15 protein-coding genes are annotated in these 17,738 nt (G+C 73.1%); 4 read left to right on the top strand and 11 right to left on the bottom strand.

Going from position 1 to position 17,738, the window contains the following annotated elements; all coding sequences use genetic code 11:
- The 7 genes from AB0903_RS19060 to AB0903_RS19030 all read right to left on the bottom strand — a co-directional run.
- The coding region (locus AB0903_RS19060; RefSeq protein ID WP_366704197.1) for an NAD(P)-dependent oxidoreductase at positions 1 to 827 on the bottom strand (827 nt) is incomplete at its 3' end.
- Positions 824 to 2,251 carry a cytochrome P450 gene (locus AB0903_RS19055; RefSeq protein WP_366704195.1) on the bottom strand — a complete coding sequence of 476 codons (1,428 nt, stop codon included), beginning with the start codon at positions 2,249 to 2,251 and terminating at the stop codon, positions 824 to 826. The genes AB0903_RS19055 and AB0903_RS19060, both read right to left, overlap by 4 nt.
- Positions 2,248 to 3,732, bottom strand: a complete 1,485-nt coding sequence (locus tag AB0903_RS19050; RefSeq protein ID WP_366704193.1) for a class I adenylate-forming enzyme family protein — start codon at positions 3,730 to 3,732, stop codon at positions 2,248 to 2,250. The genes AB0903_RS19055 and AB0903_RS19050 overlap by 4 nt, the downstream gene beginning before the upstream one ends.
- 62 nt (positions 3,733 to 3,794) lie before the next feature.
- Positions 3,795 to 4,541: a glycosyltransferase family A protein gene (locus tag AB0903_RS19045; RefSeq protein ID WP_366704191.1), complete on the bottom strand. Its 747-nt coding sequence runs from the start codon at positions 4,539 to 4,541 to the stop codon at positions 3,795 to 3,797.
- Positions 4,538 to 5,560: a ketoacyl-ACP synthase III gene (locus AB0903_RS19040; protein ID WP_366704189.1), complete on the bottom strand. Its 1,023-nt coding sequence runs from the start codon at positions 5,558 to 5,560 to the stop codon at positions 4,538 to 4,540. Before AB0903_RS19040 ends, AB0903_RS19045 begins: the two co-directional genes overlap by 4 nt.
- 263 nt (positions 5,561 to 5,823) lie before the next feature.
- Positions 5,824 to 7,977 carry a family 16 glycoside hydrolase gene (locus AB0903_RS19035; RefSeq protein WP_366704209.1) on the bottom strand — a complete coding sequence of 718 codons (2,154 nt, stop codon included), beginning with the start codon at positions 7,975 to 7,977 and terminating at the stop codon, positions 5,824 to 5,826.
- Between the two features lie 53 nt (positions 7,978 to 8,030).
- Positions 8,031 to 10,520, bottom strand: a complete 2,490-nt coding sequence (locus AB0903_RS19030; protein WP_366704187.1) for a ThuA domain-containing protein — start codon at positions 10,518 to 10,520, stop codon at positions 8,031 to 8,033.
- Positions 10,521 to 10,720: 200 nt separating this feature from the next.
- Here AB0903_RS19030 and AB0903_RS19025 point away from each other — a divergent pair, with 200 nt between their 5' ends.
- The 3 genes from AB0903_RS19025 (at position 10,721) to AB0903_RS19015 (ending at position 12,900) form a co-directional block, all read left to right on the top strand.
- Positions 10,721 to 11,722 carry a multicopper oxidase domain-containing protein gene (locus tag AB0903_RS19025; protein WP_366704185.1) on the top strand — a complete coding sequence of 334 codons (1,002 nt, stop codon included), beginning with the start codon at positions 10,721 to 10,723 and terminating at the stop codon, positions 11,720 to 11,722.
- Positions 11,723 to 11,863: 141 nt separating this feature from the next.
- Positions 11,864 to 12,718, top strand: a complete 855-nt coding sequence (locus tag AB0903_RS19020) for a helix-turn-helix transcriptional regulator (protein ID WP_366704183.1) — start codon at positions 11,864 to 11,866, stop codon at positions 12,716 to 12,718.
- Positions 12,715 to 12,900 (top strand): DUF397 domain-containing protein, encoded by a 186-nt coding sequence (locus AB0903_RS19015; RefSeq protein ID WP_366704181.1) that lies wholly within the window; start codon positions 12,715 to 12,717, stop codon positions 12,898 to 12,900. Before AB0903_RS19020 ends, AB0903_RS19015 begins: the two co-directional genes overlap by 4 nt.
- A gap of 60 nt (positions 12,901 to 12,960) precedes the next feature.
- Here the strand turns inward: AB0903_RS19015 and AB0903_RS19010 are convergent, their stop codons facing one another.
- Positions 12,961 to 13,842 (bottom strand): hypothetical protein, encoded by an 882-nt coding sequence (locus AB0903_RS19010; RefSeq protein ID WP_366704179.1) that lies wholly within the window; start codon positions 13,840 to 13,842, stop codon positions 12,961 to 12,963.
- A 470-nt stretch (positions 13,843 to 14,312) separates the two neighbouring features.
- Between AB0903_RS19010 and AB0903_RS19005 the strand changes: the two genes are divergently transcribed.
- A complete protein-coding gene (locus AB0903_RS19005) occupies positions 14,313 to 14,738 on the top strand; it encodes an STAS domain-containing protein (protein WP_366704177.1) in 426 nt (141 codons plus the stop codon).
- Between the two features lie 200 nt (positions 14,739 to 14,938).
- Here AB0903_RS19005 and AB0903_RS19000 read toward each other — a convergent pair whose 3' ends face one another.
- From AB0903_RS19000 to AB0903_RS18990, 3 genes are read right to left on the bottom strand one after another with little or no spacing between them, the layout of a single operon-like run.
- Positions 14,939 to 16,300 (bottom strand): PP2C family protein-serine/threonine phosphatase, encoded by a 1,362-nt coding sequence (locus AB0903_RS19000; protein WP_366704175.1) that lies wholly within the window; start codon positions 16,298 to 16,300, stop codon positions 14,939 to 14,941.
- The gene (locus AB0903_RS18995) at positions 16,297 to 17,304 is read right to left on the bottom strand and encodes a SpoIIE family protein phosphatase (RefSeq protein ID WP_366704173.1); all 1,008 of its coding nucleotides are present in this window, start codon (positions 17,302 to 17,304) and stop codon (positions 16,297 to 16,299) included. The genes AB0903_RS19000 and AB0903_RS18995 overlap by 4 nt, the downstream gene beginning before the upstream one ends.
- Positions 17,301 to 17,705, bottom strand: coding sequence for an ATP-binding protein (locus AB0903_RS18990; RefSeq protein ID WP_366704207.1), 405 nt, complete (start codon positions 17,703 to 17,705; stop codon positions 17,301 to 17,303). The genes AB0903_RS18995 and AB0903_RS18990 overlap by 4 nt, the downstream gene beginning before the upstream one ends.
- Positions 17,706 to 17,738 lie beyond the last annotated feature (33 nt).

Below are 17,738 nucleotides of genomic sequence, written 5' to 3'. Positions count from 1 at the left end.
GGCCTGCCAGGTACAGCCCGGCCCGGCGCCCGTCCGGCGCGATGTCCACGGTGCAGAGGGTCGCGAAGATCTCTTCGCTCTCCCGCTCGTGCTCCGGCACCCAGCGGCAGATGCACGATCCGGGCCGCGACCCCATGGGCGTGCAGCACCGCTCGTACCGCCGCGTCCCTGGCGTACGGCAGCGGATCGGCGATGTTGTACGCGCCGGGCGGCCAGTCGGCCGCGGCGAGGCACGCGTCGGCCAGGTTCTCCACCGCCGTGAGACTGAGCCGTACGTCCGGGCCCGGCAGCAGCAGCGTCCCCGCCCTGGTCCGGGAGAGCAGGCGCGGCAGGAGCTGTGTGTCACCGGGGCCGTACACGGCACGCGGGCGCAGCACCACCGCGCCGGCGGCCAGGGCGAGCGTGTCGCCGGCCGCCTTGGTACGTCCGTAGGCGTTGAGATGCCCGGCCCGTGGATGGTCCTCGCGGACCAGGGCGCGGCCGGGGCGCGGGTCGTAGACGCTGGCGCTGCTCACCCACACCACCGGGCGGGCCCCGGCCGCCTCCAGCAGCCGTACGGTGCCCTCCACGTTGACCGCGTGCATCCCGGCCTCGGCCTGCGAACCGGGCGGCGGGTCGCCGACCGCTGCCGCACAGTGCACGACCCGGTCGACGCCCGACAGGTCCGGTGCGCCCGACGCGGCGTCCCAGAAGCGGAACTCGCCCGTCGGCCCCGGTCGGCGGCCCAGGCACACCACCTCGGCGCCGGCCGCCGCCGCGGCCCGTGCGACATGGCCGCCGCAGAAGCCCGAGGCACCGGTGACGGCGACGCGGAGCCCGGCGGTCACCGCGGCACCGCCGATGCGGTGGCACGCAGTGTCAGCGTCCGCCAGCTCGGGAGGGCCGCGCCGCGGTCGACCCGCGCCCGCACCACGGCCGGGCGGTACGGGGCCAGCGCCGCGAGCAGGTCCTCCAGCAGCGCCCCGGCGAGACCTGCTCCCGGACAGGTGTGCGGCCCGGCACCGAAGACCAGCCGGGCCACGGCGGGCGGCGCCGGGTGGAGCGCGTCGGGGTCCCCGGTGTGCGCTCCGACGGCGTGCCGGGCGACGAGCAGCAGCCGGTCGCCGGAACGCACCGGGCACCCGCCGACCGCGCCGTCCGCCGCCGCGACCCGGGGCAGCAGCGGCGAGGCGGCCGTGACGCGCAGCAGTTCACCGGTGAGGCTCCGGCGCAGGGTGTCGTCCGCCGCCTGTTCCCACAGGCCGGCGTCGGCGCACCAGGCGGCTGCCCGGGGGAGGGCCGCGACGCTCGTGTTCACGGCCGCGACCGCCACCATCGCGGACAGCGCCTCGTCGCTGCCTCCGCTGCCTCCGCTGCCGTCACCGCCGTCGCTGCCGGTGCCCTCAGGGCCCTCGGGGCCCCGCGACCAGCCGGGCCCCCCGCCAGGCGCGCCGCCCGTGTCGCCCCCGCCGCCCAGGAGTTGCCGCAGACGGTCCGTCGCCCGCGCCACGGCGGCCCGTGCGCCGGGGCGGGGCGGGCCGGGGAGCTCGCTGCGCACCGAGACGGCGGCGACCTCCGCGGCGGCCGCGGCGACCGCCGAAGGCGAGGCCGCGGAGCCCAGCAGCGCGCAGACGACCGTGCCCGCCAGCTCCCGGGTGAGCGCGACGACGTCCACCGTGCCGCCCGCCGCCAGCGGTTCGAGACGGCGCTCCATCAACGGCCGCCACAGCGACCGTAGTTCCTCCACGCCCGCCGTACCGAGGTCCCGTACCAGGCCGCGGCGCAGCGCACGGTGGGCGCCGCCGTCCTGGTCGAACAGGACACCGGGGCTCGCGGCGCTTCCGTCGCCGCCCGCGCCGATCGCCGAGCGCGCCGCGCCGCCCGTGGTCCCGGGGGCCGTACGGTCGAGCGGCAGCCGGGTCAGCACCTCGCGATAGGCGTCCGCGCCGTGGACGAGCACGGTACGGCCGATCCGGCGGACCGGCCGCCCGCGGCCGGCCGCGAGCAGGGCGAAGAGGAAAGGGTGGGCCCGCAGGTACACCCGGCGGTCACGCCGCCGTGCCCGCGCGTGGCCGGCGCCGCCATCCCGGACACGCTCCCGCCCTCCTTTGTGGGCCGGGCGTCCGCCACCCGGCTGTGCGGCGTCGGCCGCTTCCGCGCCTTCGGCGCGCGTGCCGTCCGGCTCGCCGCGGGAGGTCACCGGGCACACGGCGTCGCCGCTGCCGCCACCGAGGCGCCGGTCCGACGAGGGGACGGACGGACGGCCGGTCATGGCCGCACCCCCGCGAGCCCCGCCGTGCCCAGGCGCTCCGCCGCGAGGCGCGACGTCGCCGCCCGGTCCGGCTTGCGTGACCGGCCGGACAGCGGCACGTCCGCGAAGACCAGCGCGTCCGGCCGGGCGGAGCCCATCCGCCGCAGCGGCCCGGCGAGCGCGGCACGCAGCCGGGCCTCGTCGTGGCCCGGCCGGGGCTGGACGACGGCGACCAGCCGCTCGTCGCCGTCGCCCGCCGGAACTCCGACCAGGACGGCGAGTTCGACGCCCGGCACGTGCAGCGACGGCTCGTACAGCCCCGGGTAGATGTTCTCGGCACGCCGCAGCACCATGTCCTTGCAGCGGCCCTCGAGCACGATCCGGCCCGAGGCGTCCAGGTGCGCGCGGTCGCCGGTGCGCACCCACGGGTCAGGGTCCTCCCCGAGGTAGCGGTTTCTGGCCGCCGGGCCGGACAGCAGCAGCTGCCCGTCCTCCGTCCGCACCTCGACGCCCGGCAGCGGAGCACCGACGAGGTCGCCGGCTCCCTCGTACGCCGCCTTGTCGCGGGATTCGACGGCCGCGGCGGGGAAGAGCTCGGTCAGCGCGTACACGCCCCACGCCTCCGCCGCGCCCGCGGCCCGTGTCCGGCCCAGCAGTTCGGCACCGGCCGGTGCCGAACCGGTCCACACCCGCCCCGTGAAGCGGGCACCGGCGTTCAGGGCGTCCCGCAGCTGCGGCGGGGTGAGGTACGTGCCCTGCGGGCGCAGCCGCCGCAGCTGACGCGCCAGGACCTTTGGCGAGCGGGCGGGAAGCGCGACCGGCGCGCCCTGGGCGAGTGAGGGGACGAGGACGAAGAACGTTCCCCCGACGACCGGTTCACCCGGCCGGGCGCGGAACAGCGCGGCGACCGTGCTCATTCCGGCGGCGAGGCCGGAGCGGGTGTGCACCACGGCCCTCGGCCGGGACGTCGTACCGGACGTGAACACGATGACCGCGTCGCCGTCGCCGTGGTCGAAGGCCGGCACGAGCGCCCCGGCCCTGCCGAGCGCCGGAGCGCAACCGGGCAGCCGGCGGCCGACCGTGGCCACCGGACCCAGCTCGTGAAGGGGCGGCAGGGCGAGCCGTGCCCGCGCCGCCAGCGGCCGGGCCCAGCCGGCGACGGCCTGCGCGGCGGCGTCGGCGAGTACCAGCGAGGGGCGGACCGACGCCAGCCTGGCGCGCAGCACATCCGGCCCGGCACCGGGGTCGAGGACGGCGCCGCGCAGTCCGAGCCGCCACAGCGCGAGCAGGACGGCGAGCGCACGGGGGCCGGGACGCACCGCCACACCGACGGTGTCACCGGGGCGCAGACCGCGTGCGTACAGCGACGAGGCGTACGCGTCGGCCAGCTCCGCGAGTTCGCCCCGTGTGGCCCGGACCCGCGTCCGCCCGGTGCGTGAAGCGCCGAGCACGGCGGGCCGCTCGGGCGAGGAGCGCAGTGAGTGGTCGAGAAGGTCCAGCATGGTCAGCCGTCCACGGGTAGGGAGCACGGAGGGAAGTCACGGACAAGGGGGCGCGCAGTGCGTCAGCGCGGGTCGTCACCGCGTCCGCCGCTGCCCTGGTCGAGGTACCAGCGGGCGGTGCCCCGGATGCCGTACGCCCGCAGCCTGCGGGTGGAGTTCTCCACGACCATCGCCGGGCAGCGCACGATCCGGTCCGTCTGCCGCCGCACGCGGTTCAGGAACAGCCGGTCCGTCGGCGACGGACGGCGGGGCATTCCGCCGCAGGCAAGATACAGGTCGGCGGTGATGGCCATGTTGTTGCCGGCGTGCATCCGGTACGGGGCGAGGAAGCCGTTGCGGCGGGCGTGCGCCGGCCGGAGCCGGCCGAACAGGGCGGCCAGCGCCACCAGGGCCGAGAACCCGGCCCGGCCGAAAGGACCGTGCTCGTCGCGCCGGGCGACGATGCGCCCGCACACCATGACCGGCCCGGTCCGGCAGGTCATCGCGGCGCGGGCGGCCCGCGTCCAGCCGGGTCGTGGCAGGCAGTCGGCGTCCGTACGGGCCAGCAGTGCGGCACCCCGCTCGATGGCGTACCGGAAACCGGTGTCCACGGCACAGCCGACGCCCTTCTCCGGCTCGTCGAGCACCTCCACCGGGAACGGCGCCCCGGCCGCGAAGTCCCTGGCGACCGCGCCGGTGCGGTCCGACGAGGCGTTGTCGACCACGAGCAGGGTGAAGTCACGGTCCTGCTGGGCCGCCAGCGCACGCAGGGTGCCGGCCAGCCGCTCCTCCTCCTGGTACGCGGGCACCACGACCCACAGGGCGCTCACGACTTCTCCCAGACCATCGTCATGATGCTGATCCCGCCGCCGAGGCCGACGAACAGCACCCGTTCGCCCGCCGCCAGCTCCCCGTGCACCCGCTCCAGCTGCACGCCGATGCTGGCGCTGGCGATGTTGCCCAGTTCTGGGACGGTGACCACGAGCTTGTCCATCGGCGCACCGGTCAGCTCGGCGAACCGCTCGAGGTAGGGCACCGTCACCTGATGCACCAGGACCTTCGCGAAGCCGTCCCAGTCGAGTCCGGCCCGGTGCAGGGTCCGTTCGACGACGGAGGCGCCCACCTTCTCGAACACGCCGCGCAGTTCGCGGCCGTCGCCGCGGAAGTAGGTGTGCTCGTCGCCGCGCGGGTGTCGCGAGCCGCCGCCGGGTATGCCGCCGACCTCCCAGTGCTCGGAGTGCGTCTCGGTGTCGACGTCGAGAATGCCGCCGCGCTCGACCGCCTCCAGGACGACGGCGGCGCCCGCGTCCCCGAACGTGTAGCCCGCGAAGCCGTCGCGGAACTCGGCGAGTCCGGCCGGATCGCGGCGTATCGCGCGGCTCGGCGTCTCGCCGGTGACGACCAGCGCCCGCCGGGCACGGCCCGCCAGGATGGTGCTGCGGGCGACGTCGATCCCGTTGACGAAACTGTTGCAGGCGTTGGTGACGTCCAGGGCGTGCGCCTTCGAGCCGAGCTCGGCCTGCACGATGTGCGCGGTGGCGGGCTCGACCATGTCGCGTGACGCGGAGGCGAACAGCAGCAGGTCGATGTCGCGCGGGTCGAGCGACGCCCGCTCCAGCGCGCGGCGGCCGGCGCGCACCGCGAGCGTCGAGGCGTACTCGTCGTCCGCCGCGACGCGCCGGGTCTCGATGCCGGTGGCCTGCGTGAGCAGGGTGGCGGGCAGGGACTTGGCCAGGTGGCGGGTCGCCTCGCCCTGGAGGCTGTGCGATGTCAGCACCGCGTCGGGCAGTGCGCTGCCGACACCGGTGATACCGACCCGCGGACGCGGATCGCTCGTTTGTTTGAGCATGCGCAGATCATCGCAGCCGGCGGGCGGGTGGGCCTGAGTACATCCGCTCAATTTCGGGTGCCTTGGGACTGAGTAGCGGCACGGGCGGTGGAACACGGCTGCCCCGGAGTCCCCGCCGCCTCCGGTGCCCCTGCCGTCCCCGCCGTCGTCCGGGCGGCGGCCCGCCGTCCCCGGCGCCCGGGACGGCTGCCCCGCCGTCCCTGACGGGAGGGCGGGGCAGCCGGCTTGTCGAAGCCGGGTCCGCGGGCCGGTGTCCCGCGGGCTCAGAGCTCCTTGATCCTGATGTCTCGGTAGGAGATCACGTCCGTCGTGCCGTGGACCTGGAGGCCGACGTAGCCGGTGGCGTACCGGCGGCCGTCCGTGCCCGGGTCGTCGGAGCGGGGCGGGGTGAAGACCTGGCCGCCGGTGTTGTCGAACTCGTTGACCAGCCTTCCGTTGCGGAAGACCGAGTAGTGCTGGCCCTCCACCCGGATCTCGTAGTCGTTCCAGGTGCCCTTGGGTGTCACCCCGGCGCCGCCGAGGCCGACGCGGTCGAAGCCGTAGACCGAGCCGGACTTGTACATGTCGCCGTCCGGGCGGTCCAGGATCTGCAGCTCGTGCCCGTACTTGATGGCGACCCACTCCGGACGGGGCTCCTCCGGATTGTCGTGGACGTACGGGAAGCGCACGAAGACACCGCTGTTGGCGTTGCCCGAGCCCGGGGCGTCGTCGCGCCACTGGAGCTTGAGCGAGAAGTCACCGTACTGCCGCTGCGGGAACCACAGCATGCCCATGCCCGGCACGGTGCCGCTGCTGGTCATGGCGCCGTCCTCGGTCAGCGAGAACCTGCCGCCGCCGACGTGCTGCCAGGCGTCGAAGGTGTCCCGGGTGCCGTCGAAGAGGTCCCGGTAGCCGTTCGTCCGCCCCGGCTTGCCGATGCCCGACTGCTTGGCGGCCCGGTAGATCCTGCGGTGCTCACGGCTGTCGACGACGCCCTCGTCCAGGAGCCGGTCGAGCACTTCGTCCACGTGTTTGAGGAACAGCGCGTGGGAGGACCAGTCCTTCTCGTCCTCGATCAGCTCGTTGACGGTGCAGCGGTCGCGCGTCACCCGGTTGGGGACGCCGGTGTCGACGTCGCCGACGATGACCGTTGCCCGCTCGTCGTACTCGGGGCAGTTGGGCGCGGGGACGCCGCCGCCGTCCACGACGCCGAAGGAGACGCTCTTCGCTTCCGAGGTGTTGCCCGCCCTGTCCGTGGCCCGGTACAGCACCGTGTGGTGGCCGACCCGGTCGACGACCAACGGCTCGGTGTAGGCCAGGTACGGGCCGCCGTCCAGGGAGTACTCGACCCGCTCGACGCCCGAGCCTTTGGAGTCCACGGCGACGACCGTGACCGTGGCCCGTCCGATGTACCCGCCGTCGGAGTTCTGGTCACCCGCGACGCCGACGGTGGTCTGCGGCGGCTCCTCGTCCTCGGCCGGCGGCGCGACGACCGTGAACCGCACCGACTTCTCGGCCGCCGTGTTGCCCGCCTTGTCGGTCGCCCGGTAGCGGATCGTGTGCGCGCCCGGCTCCCGCACCGTCACCGGCGCGGTGTACGGCTGCCAGGCGCCGTCCCCGAGCGCGTATTCGACGGTGTTGACGCCGGAACCCGTGTCGGAGGCGGTCACCGTGACCGTGGCCGCCCCCAGGTACCGGCCCTGGTCGTCCTTCTCGCCGCTCGCCGTGGCCGATGTCTCGGGCGCGGTGGTGTCGTCGGTCGGCACAGCGGCGACACGGAAGTCCACCGACTTGTCCGCCTCGACGTTGCCCGCCTTGTCGTGGGCGCGATAGCGGATCGTGTGCGAGCCGACCCGGTCGACGACGACCGGCGCCGTGTACGGCTGCCACGGACCGTCCGCCCCGACCGCGTACTCGATCCCGTCGACCCCCGTGCCCTCGTCGGTCGCCGCGAGGGTGACGGCGGCCTGGCCGATGTAGGCGCCGTCGGCGTTCCGGTCGCCGTCCACCCTGGCCGTCGTGACGGGCGCGGTGGTGTCCCCGCCGCTGCCCGCCGTCACGGTCAGGATGCCCTGCATGGTGCCGTGGCCGGGGATGGTGCAGTGGTAGAAGTACCGGCCCTCTGTCAGGTTGACCCGGGCGGTGTGCCTGCCGCCCATGTCGTCGTTCGGATTGGCCAGCAGGTTGAGCCGGACGTCGTCGTTGAACTCGACGTCGGAGACGGAGAACGTCAGGGTGTGCGGCATGCCGGTGGTGTTGCCGGTGGCCGCGCTGTTCTCGAAGACGATCGTCGCCGGGCCGGCCACGGCCGTCGTCGGGAAGGACAGGTACGTGTCGATCGGGTCGCCGGCCGTCCAGGTGAGCACCTGTTCGGTGGCGGCCTCCCGGCCCTTGGCCGGCTTGCCGTACGCGGCCGCGGACGTCAGTCCGACGACCATCACCACGGCGGCCAGCAGGGCCGTCCACACGCTCGTGGTCCGGTGTCCGAAGCTCACCGCGCCGCCCTCCTCGCGAGCTGGTGCGCGGCCGGGGTCGCCCCGCCGCCCTTGTAGGTGACGCGCCACAGCGCGGAGTCGGAGTCGGAGGTGAAGAATCCGCGCCCGTAGTCCAGGACGTACAGCGACCCGTCGGGGGCGAACTTCCAGTCCATGAGGTTGCGGATGCCGCCGGGGCCGGTCGGGACGATCTTCTTGAGCGACTCGGCGTGCACCGGCAGGCCGCCCCTGCCCACCGTCCTCGGGTCGGTCAGCACCGCGTGGCGCGGCTGGTCGCCGTCGTAGAAGTCTCCGACGAACCACTTGCCGTCCCAGTACGCGGGCCATCTGACCGCCGAGTCGCTCGACGCGTCGTAGCGGTAGACGGGCCCGTTCATCGTCGCCTGGCCGCCGCCCTTGAGCCACGGCAGCAACAGCTTCTGCTCCTCCTGCCGGTAGCTGGGGACGCCGTTCGCGTCACGTGGGTAGTCGACGCCGCCGCCCTGGGGCGAGTACCAGATGGTGTTGGGCGTGACGGACGGCAGGTTCACCAGACCGTCGTTGTGGGGCGACTCGTTCTTCGGGGCGTCGCAGTCGTACCAGCCGAGCGGCTGGGACGGGTCCGGCAGATTGCGGTCGCGGTAGGGCTGGTTGTTGCCCATGCAGTACGGCCAGCCGTGGTTGCCGGCCTCGGTGATGGCGGCGAAGGTGTCGTACTTGGCCGGACCCCAGGTCGTCGAGGGGGCGCCTGCGTCCGGGCCGACCCATCCCGCGTAGAGGATGTCGGTGCTCTTGTCGACGGAGATGCGTGCGGGGTTGCGGACACCCATCACATAGATCTCGCCGCGGGTCTTCCCGCCGCCTTCCGCGGTCTCCCGGCCCGTGAACAGGTTCCCCTCGGGGAGGGTGTAGGTGCCGTCGTCCTCGGGGTGGATCCGGAGGATCTTGCCGTTGAGGTTGTTGGTGTTGCCCGCGGTGCGGCGCGCGTCGGCGAACGAGACGCCCTTGAAGTTCGGTTGCGGGTTGTTGCCGGAGTAACCGCCGCTGAAGCCCGACGAGTTGTTGTCGCCGGTCGCGATGTAGAGATTGCCCTTGGAGTCCCAGGCCATGCCGCCGCCCGCGTGGCAGCAGCTGTGGATCTGCACCGGCCAGTCCAGCAGCACCTTCTCGCTCGCCGGGTCCAGCCGGTTGGTGGCCAGGTCGAGCGTGAAGCGGGAGACCCGGCGTTCGGCCGTGCGCGTCTCACGGTCGATGCGGGAGTGGGGTGTGTAGTGCAGATAGACCCAGCCGTTGGTCGTGAAGCCGGGGTCCAGCTCGATCCCGAGCAGGCCCTCCTCGTTCTTGACCAGTTCGTCGCCGCCGCCCTTGTTGCCGAAGACCGTCAGCGCGCCTGCCTCGGTGACCTGCTTCGTCGCCGGGTCGTAGACGTGGATCTCGCCCTGGCCCTTGCCGATGTCGGGGTCGTTCCAGTCCCGGACGACCGGCATGCCGGAGTCGGCTCCGCCTCGGCCGATGTAGAGCACCCGCCCGTCGGGCGCGGTGACCAGGCCGTGGGGTTCGCCGATCTGGTCGTTCCGACCGGGCTGGTTGGGCTCGGTGACCCGTTCCGCCGTGTAGTTGGCGTCGATGGTGGCCGTGCAGTCGGCCTGAGAGAGGCGGGCCGTCCAGGCGAGCGCGCCGCGCAGGTGGTCGCGGAAGTCGGTCTCGGCGAAGGTCTCGACCGTACCGCCCATGCCGGTGTAGAAGGAGCGGCCGCCGTCGTAGTCACGGCACCAGGAGACCGGGTGGTCCCAGCCGCCCGGCTTCGCCGCCGGGGTGTACGAGCTCTCCCTGACGCGCGCCACGGTGTGCACCGTGCCCGAGGGGTTCTTCGCCCAGTTGAACCACTTGTCGGGCCGCTTCCACTCCGGCGGGAGCGACGTGGTGGCCGGATGCACCCGGTCCCCGACCTCGACCACGGCCCGCTGTGTGCTGCTGGGCGCCCCTGTCGGCCGGGCGCCGATCAGGCCGGTGAACCAGTCGGAGTACGGCTCGGTGCGTGCCGCCTCGTGGATGCCGACGAAGCCGCCGCCCGCCTCCATGTACGCCTCGAGACCGGCCTCCTGCGGGGGGTCCAGCACATCGCCGCCGCCGGTGAGGAACACGACCGCGTTGAACCGGCCGAGCCGTTCGGTGTCGGTGAACACCGCCGGATCGTCCGTGGCTTCCGTCGTGAACCGGCCGGCCCGCGGCCCGGTCCGGCCGATGCTCTCGACGGCCGCGATTCCCGCGTCGACGGTCGGCGACTCCGCCGTGGCGGACGCGTGGAACACGAGTACCCGCACATTCGAGCCACCGGGTGGCGAGGGCAGGGATAACGTTGTCGAAGGCTCCGGGTGTGGGGCGGCGCCCGCGATTCCGCCTCCCGAGAGCAGGGAGGCGGTCAGGGCTCCGACGCCGAGTGCCGCCGCCAGTGGACGTTTCGAGGACTTCGTTCTTCCGGACCTGCGATGTGGTGCGTGCTGCATGTGGTCACCTCACCCGTCCCTCTGTGGTCACAACAACAGCCGCTGAAGCTAGACCTCTTCTCGCGGTTGGCCAATAGATATGACGGCAATCCGGCGAACTTTGTCCTGGAGGTGGATAAAGAAGGGTCGTCCGGCTACCGTGTGGCCGACCCCGGGGTGGCTTGCCCCGTCAATCTCTGCCGACGGACAGGGAGTTCGACATGGACAGACGGAGCTTCAGCCGGCGCCTCCTCGCGGGCGGTGCCGTGGCGGCCACCGGAGTGACATCGTTGTCGGCCGCCTCCGCCTCCAACGCCGTCCCCGCCCCGGCCGAGGGCGGCGCCCCCAAGACTGCCCCAGCGGGCGGCCGGGTACGCCATATGAAGCTGTACGCCGAGAAATTGGCCGACGGGCGGCTGGGATACGGCCTGGAGAAGGGCCGGGCCACCGTTCCCGGCCCGTTGATCGAACTGGTCGAAGGCGACACGCTGCACATCGAGTTCGAGAACCTGATGGACGTCCCCGTCAGCCTGCACCCCCACGGCGTCGACTACGACATCGCCAACGACGGCACGAGGATGAGCCGCAGCCATGTCGAACCGGGCACCACTCGCACCTGCACCTGGCGCACCCACACCCCCGGCAGGCGCTCGGACGGCACCTGGCGGGCGGGCAGCGCGGGTTACTGGCACTACCACGACCACGTGGTCGGCACCGACCACGGTACCGGCGGCATCCGCAAGGGCCTGTACGGTCCGCTGGTGGTGCGCAGGAAGGGCGACATCCTGCCGGACAAGCAGTTCACGATCGTCTTCAACGACATGACGATCAACAACCGCCCGGCCGCCGACCCGCCGAACTTCCGCGCCACGGTGGGCGACCGCGTCGAGATCATCATGATCACGCACGGCGAGTACTACCACACCTTCCATATGCACGGTCATCGCTGGGCGGACAACAGGACCGGCCTCCTGGCCGGCCCCGACGACGTCAGCCGCGTGATCGACAACAAGATCACCGGCCCCGCCGACTCCTTCGGCTTCCAGGTCGTCGCCGGCGAACATGTGGGCGCCGGAGCCTGGATGTACCACTGCCATGTCCAGAGCCACTCGGACATGGGCATGGCAGGGCTCTTCCTCGTCGCCAAACCGGACGGCACGATCCCGGGCTACGAACCCCCTCACCCGGCGGCGGGCTCGGGGGGCGGTGGCCACGCGCACTGACCGGCTCCCGCATACGGCACGACCCGGCGCCAGCCCGCGTACCCGTACGCTGAGTCAGCGTACGGGTACGTTCGGTGGACACCGCCCGTAACCAACCGTGACGATGGGGGAGTTGCGGCACGGTACGTGGAGGTGGGCGGCATGGCGGCAGATGACGGCGGCAACGCTGTGGGGGACAACGGGACGGTGGGCGGGACGGAGCCGGAGAGCTGCGCCAGCCTCAAATCGTTCGGCGAGGTCGTCAAGGCGCTGCGCAGGCGGGCGCGCCTGACGCAGGAGCAGTTCGCACCCCGGGTGCGGTACTCGGTGCCGACGGTCGCGTCGATCGAGCAGGGGCGCCGCTTCCCGCCGGTGGACTTCGTGGAGCGGGCGGAAGAGGTGCTCGACGCGTTCGGGGTGCTGCGGGGCGCGGCGAAACACCTGTCGCGCAAGCCGGGGCTGGCGAGCTGGTTCCGGCAGTGGGCACAGCTCGAGGCGGAGGCGGTCAACCTCTACACCTACGAATGCCGGTTGGTTCCCGGCCTGTTGCAGACGGAGGCGTACGCGCGTGCGCTGTTCTCGGAGCGCCTTCCGCCGCTCGGTGACGAGCAGATCGAGGAACGGCTCACGGCACGGACGGAGCGTCAGCGGCTGTTGCGGGAGCGCCCGAACACGGCGTTCAGCTTCATCGTCGAGGAGCACGTGCTCCGACGTGGCGTGGAGGCGTGCGCGGAGCTGCTGCCCAGCATCCTTGCGCTGGCGGAGCTTCGGAACATCGAGGTCCAGGTCATGCCGCAGACACGCCTCACCCATGCCGGGATCGACGGTCCGATCCGTTTGCTGGAGACACCGGACAACAAGTGGTTCGCGTACTGCGAGGGGCAGGAGAGCGGCCAGTTCATCTCGGACCCGAAACTGGTCAGCATGCTCCACATGCGGTATGCCAGGATGCGGTCGCAGGCCCTTTCGTTGGAGGAATCCGCGGGCCTGTTGCGTCGGATGCGAGGAGCAACATGAGCACCACAGAACTGGCCTGGTTCAAGAGCAGCTACAGCGGGAGCTCTGGCGACGACTGCATCGAGGTGGCGACGACACCGGGGGCGGTCCACGTCCGGGACTCCAAGGTCGACCGGAGTCCTCAGCTCGCCCTCTCGCCCACCTCGTGGACGAGTTTCGTCTCGTACGCCACCGAGGTCTGACCTCACCGGTGACGTCCTGGCCCGGTTCCCGGCCGGGGCGCTCACCGGTCCCGGGCCGGCTCAGGCCGCAGTGGCCAGATCCCACATCTCCCACGCGGTGTACGGCTCGGCCTGGACGTACAGGCGCGGGCCGCGGGCGAGGACGCGGTGGTTCCCGACGGGCGATCCGTCGGGCCGTACGAGTGTGCTGTGCAGATACGGCACCGCGGCGCTCTCGGCCAGCGTGCACAGGACGAGCCGGTCCTGCTCCTGGTCGTAGCCGCCGAAGAAGGCGACACCACCGCTGTGGACGGCGGTCGCCGTCGCCCCGGCGACCGGTGAGTCCCACACGCGTACCGAGCCGTCGCCGCGGACGCGGACCAGGGGGAAGTCGGTGTAGTAGTAGGCCCACGCCTCGCCCTGATACGTGTTGAGGGCGTAGCAGTCCGCCATGCATCCGTCGGCGGTGGACGGCGGCAGTTCCCACAGCGGCTCGCCGGTGGACGACCAGCGGCGCAGGCCGGCCTGGCTGAGCGGGTCGTCACCGAAGACGCCCTCGTCGAAGTACCCCACCCACAGGTCGCCGGACTCTTCGGCCAGCAGATGCTCGATGCCGTCGCCGACGGCGAACGCCCAGGACGGCCTGCCCAGCGGGTCGAAGACCTGGACATGGTCGGCGCCCGCCCGGCGGCGGGCGTCCGCCACGACGAAACCGCCGTCGGGCAGGGCGTCGAGTACCGGGCGGCGCGCGGTCACGGCGCCGAGACGGGTCTCGTCGACCCGGCCGTCGTCCACGGTGACGACCGACGCGTCGTACGGACCGTCGCCCGGGGCGCTCTCGGTGAGCAACCAGTGGGCGCGGCCGAAGGCGTCCACCGTGCTGTGCAGGATCACCGCACCGGCGTGTGCGCGCGGCAGACGGGCGTAGGGGGTCAGCGAAGTGGTGTGCGTAAGGGCGGGCATGCGACGGTGCTCCTCGGCGGTGGTGGACGGACCTGGCGGACGGGCCGGCCGGTCCGGCGGCGCGCGCACCCGGGGCAGCGGCATGCGCGTACGCGGCAGACGCCCGGGCGGCATGCGCCTGCTCGGCACGCGGCTACGCGGCATGCGCCCTTCTGGTCGTCACGGACACGGATCCTGCCGGACACCGCCACGCCGCCGCAACGGGATTGCGCCAGGACCGTAGCGGCACGGTCGACGCATGCGGTGCCGCTCGCGCGGCCCGTCCGCGGTGGTGCTGAGGCACCCGGAGGGGCAGTGGCCGACGGAGATCACGTCCGTGCGGACGTTTCCCGGGCGATTGCAGGGGCAAGCGGCCGTCGGGGACACCCCGTCCCGGACCGGCACCCGGAGGGAAGCGCGCCGCACACCACAGCGTGCAACCGGTCTGCCGCCGGGCCGCTGCCGGAACCGACTTGCTGAAGGTGACAGACATGACTGCGCAACAGGAGACCCTGGACGTCGAGGTGGAGATCGTCGACCCCGGCACCGCGATCCTGGTCGTCGGGGGCGAACTGGACGTGGACACCGCCACGCTTCTGCACCACCACCTGGCCAACCAGTTCCTGCACGGCCGCCGGCATCTGGTCCTCGACCTGTCGGCCCTCATGTTCATGGACTCGTCCGGGCTGAACGTCCTCATCAAGGGCGCCAGGGAGGCCCGGCAGCTGGCGGGCGACCTGCATCTGGTGGCGCCGACCCCCGCCGTGGGCCGGCTGCTGGAGATAACCGGACTGAACCTGACCACACCCCTGCACTCGGACGTGGACGAGGCGCTTGCCCAGGTGCGGACGTCCACGGGGCTCACCCCCGTCGCGGGGGACGCAGACGACACGCCCAGTGGTCGGTTGCCGACCTGACCGGCGCAGGAGCGGTGCCCGGCCTCCGTGCCCGGCCTCCGTGGCCGGGCGGCCTCGCCTGCTCCTGCCCCGTCCGTCGTTGCCGCCAGGTCCGGTGCTTCTGCCCCTGCCCCGCCCGTCGTTGCCGCCCCGTCCGGTGCTTCTGCCCCTCCGGCGACCGGTGGTCCGTCGCCCGGGGCCGTCGGCTTCGAGCGGGCGGGTCAGCCGATGCCCGCGCGGGGCCCGCGTGGTCCCCGCGCCGCGCCTCGGCTCGCGGGGCTCGCAGCCGGACCGGGGCCGGGACCGGCGGCCAGGGCGCCGGCACTCGCCACCGCGCCCGCGTCCCCGCTCGCCCCGGTGCACCGCAGGGCGAGCGCCAGCGTGTCGTCGGCGTGCAGGACCACGGTGTGCATGTCCGCCGCGAGCGCACCCGGGATCTCCTCGATGGGGGATCCCGCATGTCCGGTGGCCGCGGAGATGAGACGGCGCTCGCCCTCCAAGGGGTCTCTGCGGCTCTCGGTGAGACCGTCCGTATAGAGGACGACGAGGTCCCCCGGGGCGAGGTGGGTCTGCAAAACCTGTTCGCTCCCCGGCAGCGGGTAGCCGACGCCACGGCCTCGTGCCTCCAGGAACTCGGCCCCGCCGTCGGCGCGTACGACCAGGGCGGGCGGGTGGCTCCCGTTGGCGAGCAGCATCTCGCCCGTCGCGGGGTCGATCCGGGCGAGAAGCACCGAGGCCATCAGATCGGGGTCGACGCCGTTCAGCACGTCGCTGGCCCGTCCGACGACGGACTTCAACGGGCAGCCGTCCAGCGCCAGTGTGCGTACGGCATGGGTGACGTTCAGCGCTGAGCCCGTGCTGCGCACTCCGTGCCCGAGCGCGTCGACGATCGTGATGTGAACGCTGCCGTCGGGCAGGACGAACCAGTCGTAGAGGTCGCCGCCGGTCGGTGCGTCGGTGTCGGCGGGGGCGTAGTGCACGGCGAGTTCGAGCCCCGGGACCCGCAGCGGCGCGGGGCGCAGCGCGTCCTCGAGCGCGCGCAGCATCTGGCCGTGGGCACGGCGCAGTTGCTCGTCGCGTTCCTCGAGCTGGACGTAGAGGGCGAGTACCCCGCTGTTCGTCTCGTCCAGTTCGTCCTTGAGCCGCTGATGGTCGGTGGTCAGGGCGTCGGAGGCGGCCAGGACGGCGGCGAGTTCCTGCTCTGTCGTATCGTCTGATTCGTCGCCGGCGACCGGTTCCTCCAACGCCGACGCGGCGAGCGGGATGTCCCACACCACCGCCCCGTCGTCCGACACCGTCGCGGGCAGGGGGAGTCCTTCCGGCGGAGGTCCCGCCTCGGCGGCGTGGTCCAGCCGTACGCTGAGCGTCCGTGGGCCGGACCGTCCGTCTCCGGGCACGTACAGCGCCGTCACGTGCACCGTACGCCGCAGGGCCAGCGACGGCCGTGCCACCGCGGCTGCCGATACGGCGAGCCTGGCGCGTGTCTCCACGGGCAGGCCATGTACCGCGGCCAGGCCGCGCACCGCCCGGCGCAGACCGGCAAGGTCCGACAACGGGCCGCTGCGCCATACATGTTCGGTCATCGCAGTCCCGTCAGGCTGAGGGCGGAGGCGTCGTCCCGTGACCGGCGGTAGCGATGCGCGAGGGCTGCCGGTAGAAGCTCGGCCGGGAGACGGAGAAGGAACGGCGACGGATCGTGCGACCAGCGGCCCTCGATGCCGTCGGAGTGCATGACCACCACCTGGTGCGGCGTCACCGGCGCGGACCGCACGTGCGGAGTCGGCAGGTTCCACCCGACGATGCCCGGCCGGCCGTCCAGCCGGCGATGAGCGGCGTCCCGCGACAGCACGCACAGCCGGACGTTGCCGACCCCGCAGAACTCCGCGGCCTCGGGCCGCAGCCGCAGCAGACCGACGGCCGCGCCGCGGGTGTGCCGCAGCGCCCGGTGCAAGGCGTTCATGATCTCGGCAAGCGGCCGGTCGCACACGCCGCGGAAGGTGCGCAGCGCGCCGCGTGCGGCCCGTGCCGCCTCACCGCCGTGGCCGAGCCCGTCCACGACGACGGCCGTGCGTCCCGCGTCCGTGTCGAACACCGCGCAGCCGTCCCCGCACTCCTGTTCGCCGTCGGCAGGCAGGCACACCGCGCCGGCCCCCGGCCTCGGCGGGGCCTGGTCGGCGGCGGTGATCCGCGCCGCCGCCACCGTGCCGCCGGGCACCTGAGTACGGACGACGAAGGCCGAGGCGACCCGTTTCACGGCCCCGAGTCCCGTACCGAGTGTGCCCGTTGTCGTGAATCCGTCGGCGAGGCAGCGGTCCAGCCGCTCCATGCCCGGCCCCCGGTCGACCGCGATGATCTCGAGTCCGGCGTCCAGGGCGAGTGGCTGCACGTAGACGATGCCGTCGGTCGCGTGCTTGTCGAGATTGCTCGCCAGCTCGCTCGCCACCGCGGCCGCCTTGTCGGGCAGCGCACCCGCGAGACCGCAGTGCACGGCGGCTTCCCTGGCGCGCGTGGCGGCCAGGTGCACGGCGCTGTAATGGTCGATCGGTATCTGCGCGGTCGGCAGTCTCGCGTACCCGTGGCTGTTCAACGGCCGGCCCACCGCACCGCGGTCACCGTGGTGCCCTGCCCGGGAGCCGAGCGCACCTCGAACTCGTGCATGAGGCGCTGCGCTCCGCCCAGGCCGTGCCCGAGGCCGTGGCCCGTGGTGAAACCGTCGGTGAGGGCTCCGTCGAGGTTCGCGATGCCGGGCCCGTCGTCCCGCACGACGAGCCGCAGGCCGACGCCCGCGGCCCCGTGGACGCACTCCAGCGACAACACGCCGCCACCGCCGTGCACGAAGGCGTTGCGGGCGAGTTCGCTGGCCGCGGTGACCACGCGGGTCTGGTCGACCAGGCTGAAGCCCAGCTGCTGCGTGGCCGCCCGCACGGCGTGACGGGCTGCCAGCAGGTCCTCCTCGGTGCGCACCGGGCATTCGCTCCGCACAAGGATTCCCGCTCCCGCACGGCCAGGGCCGGCCCCGGC

The sequence above is a fragment of the Streptomyces sp. NPDC048389 genome, from assembly GCF_040706335.1.
Lineage (GTDB): Bacteria > Actinomycetota > Actinomycetes > Streptomycetales > Streptomycetaceae > Streptomyces.
This window is presented reverse-complemented; position numbering and strand designations above follow the sequence as displayed.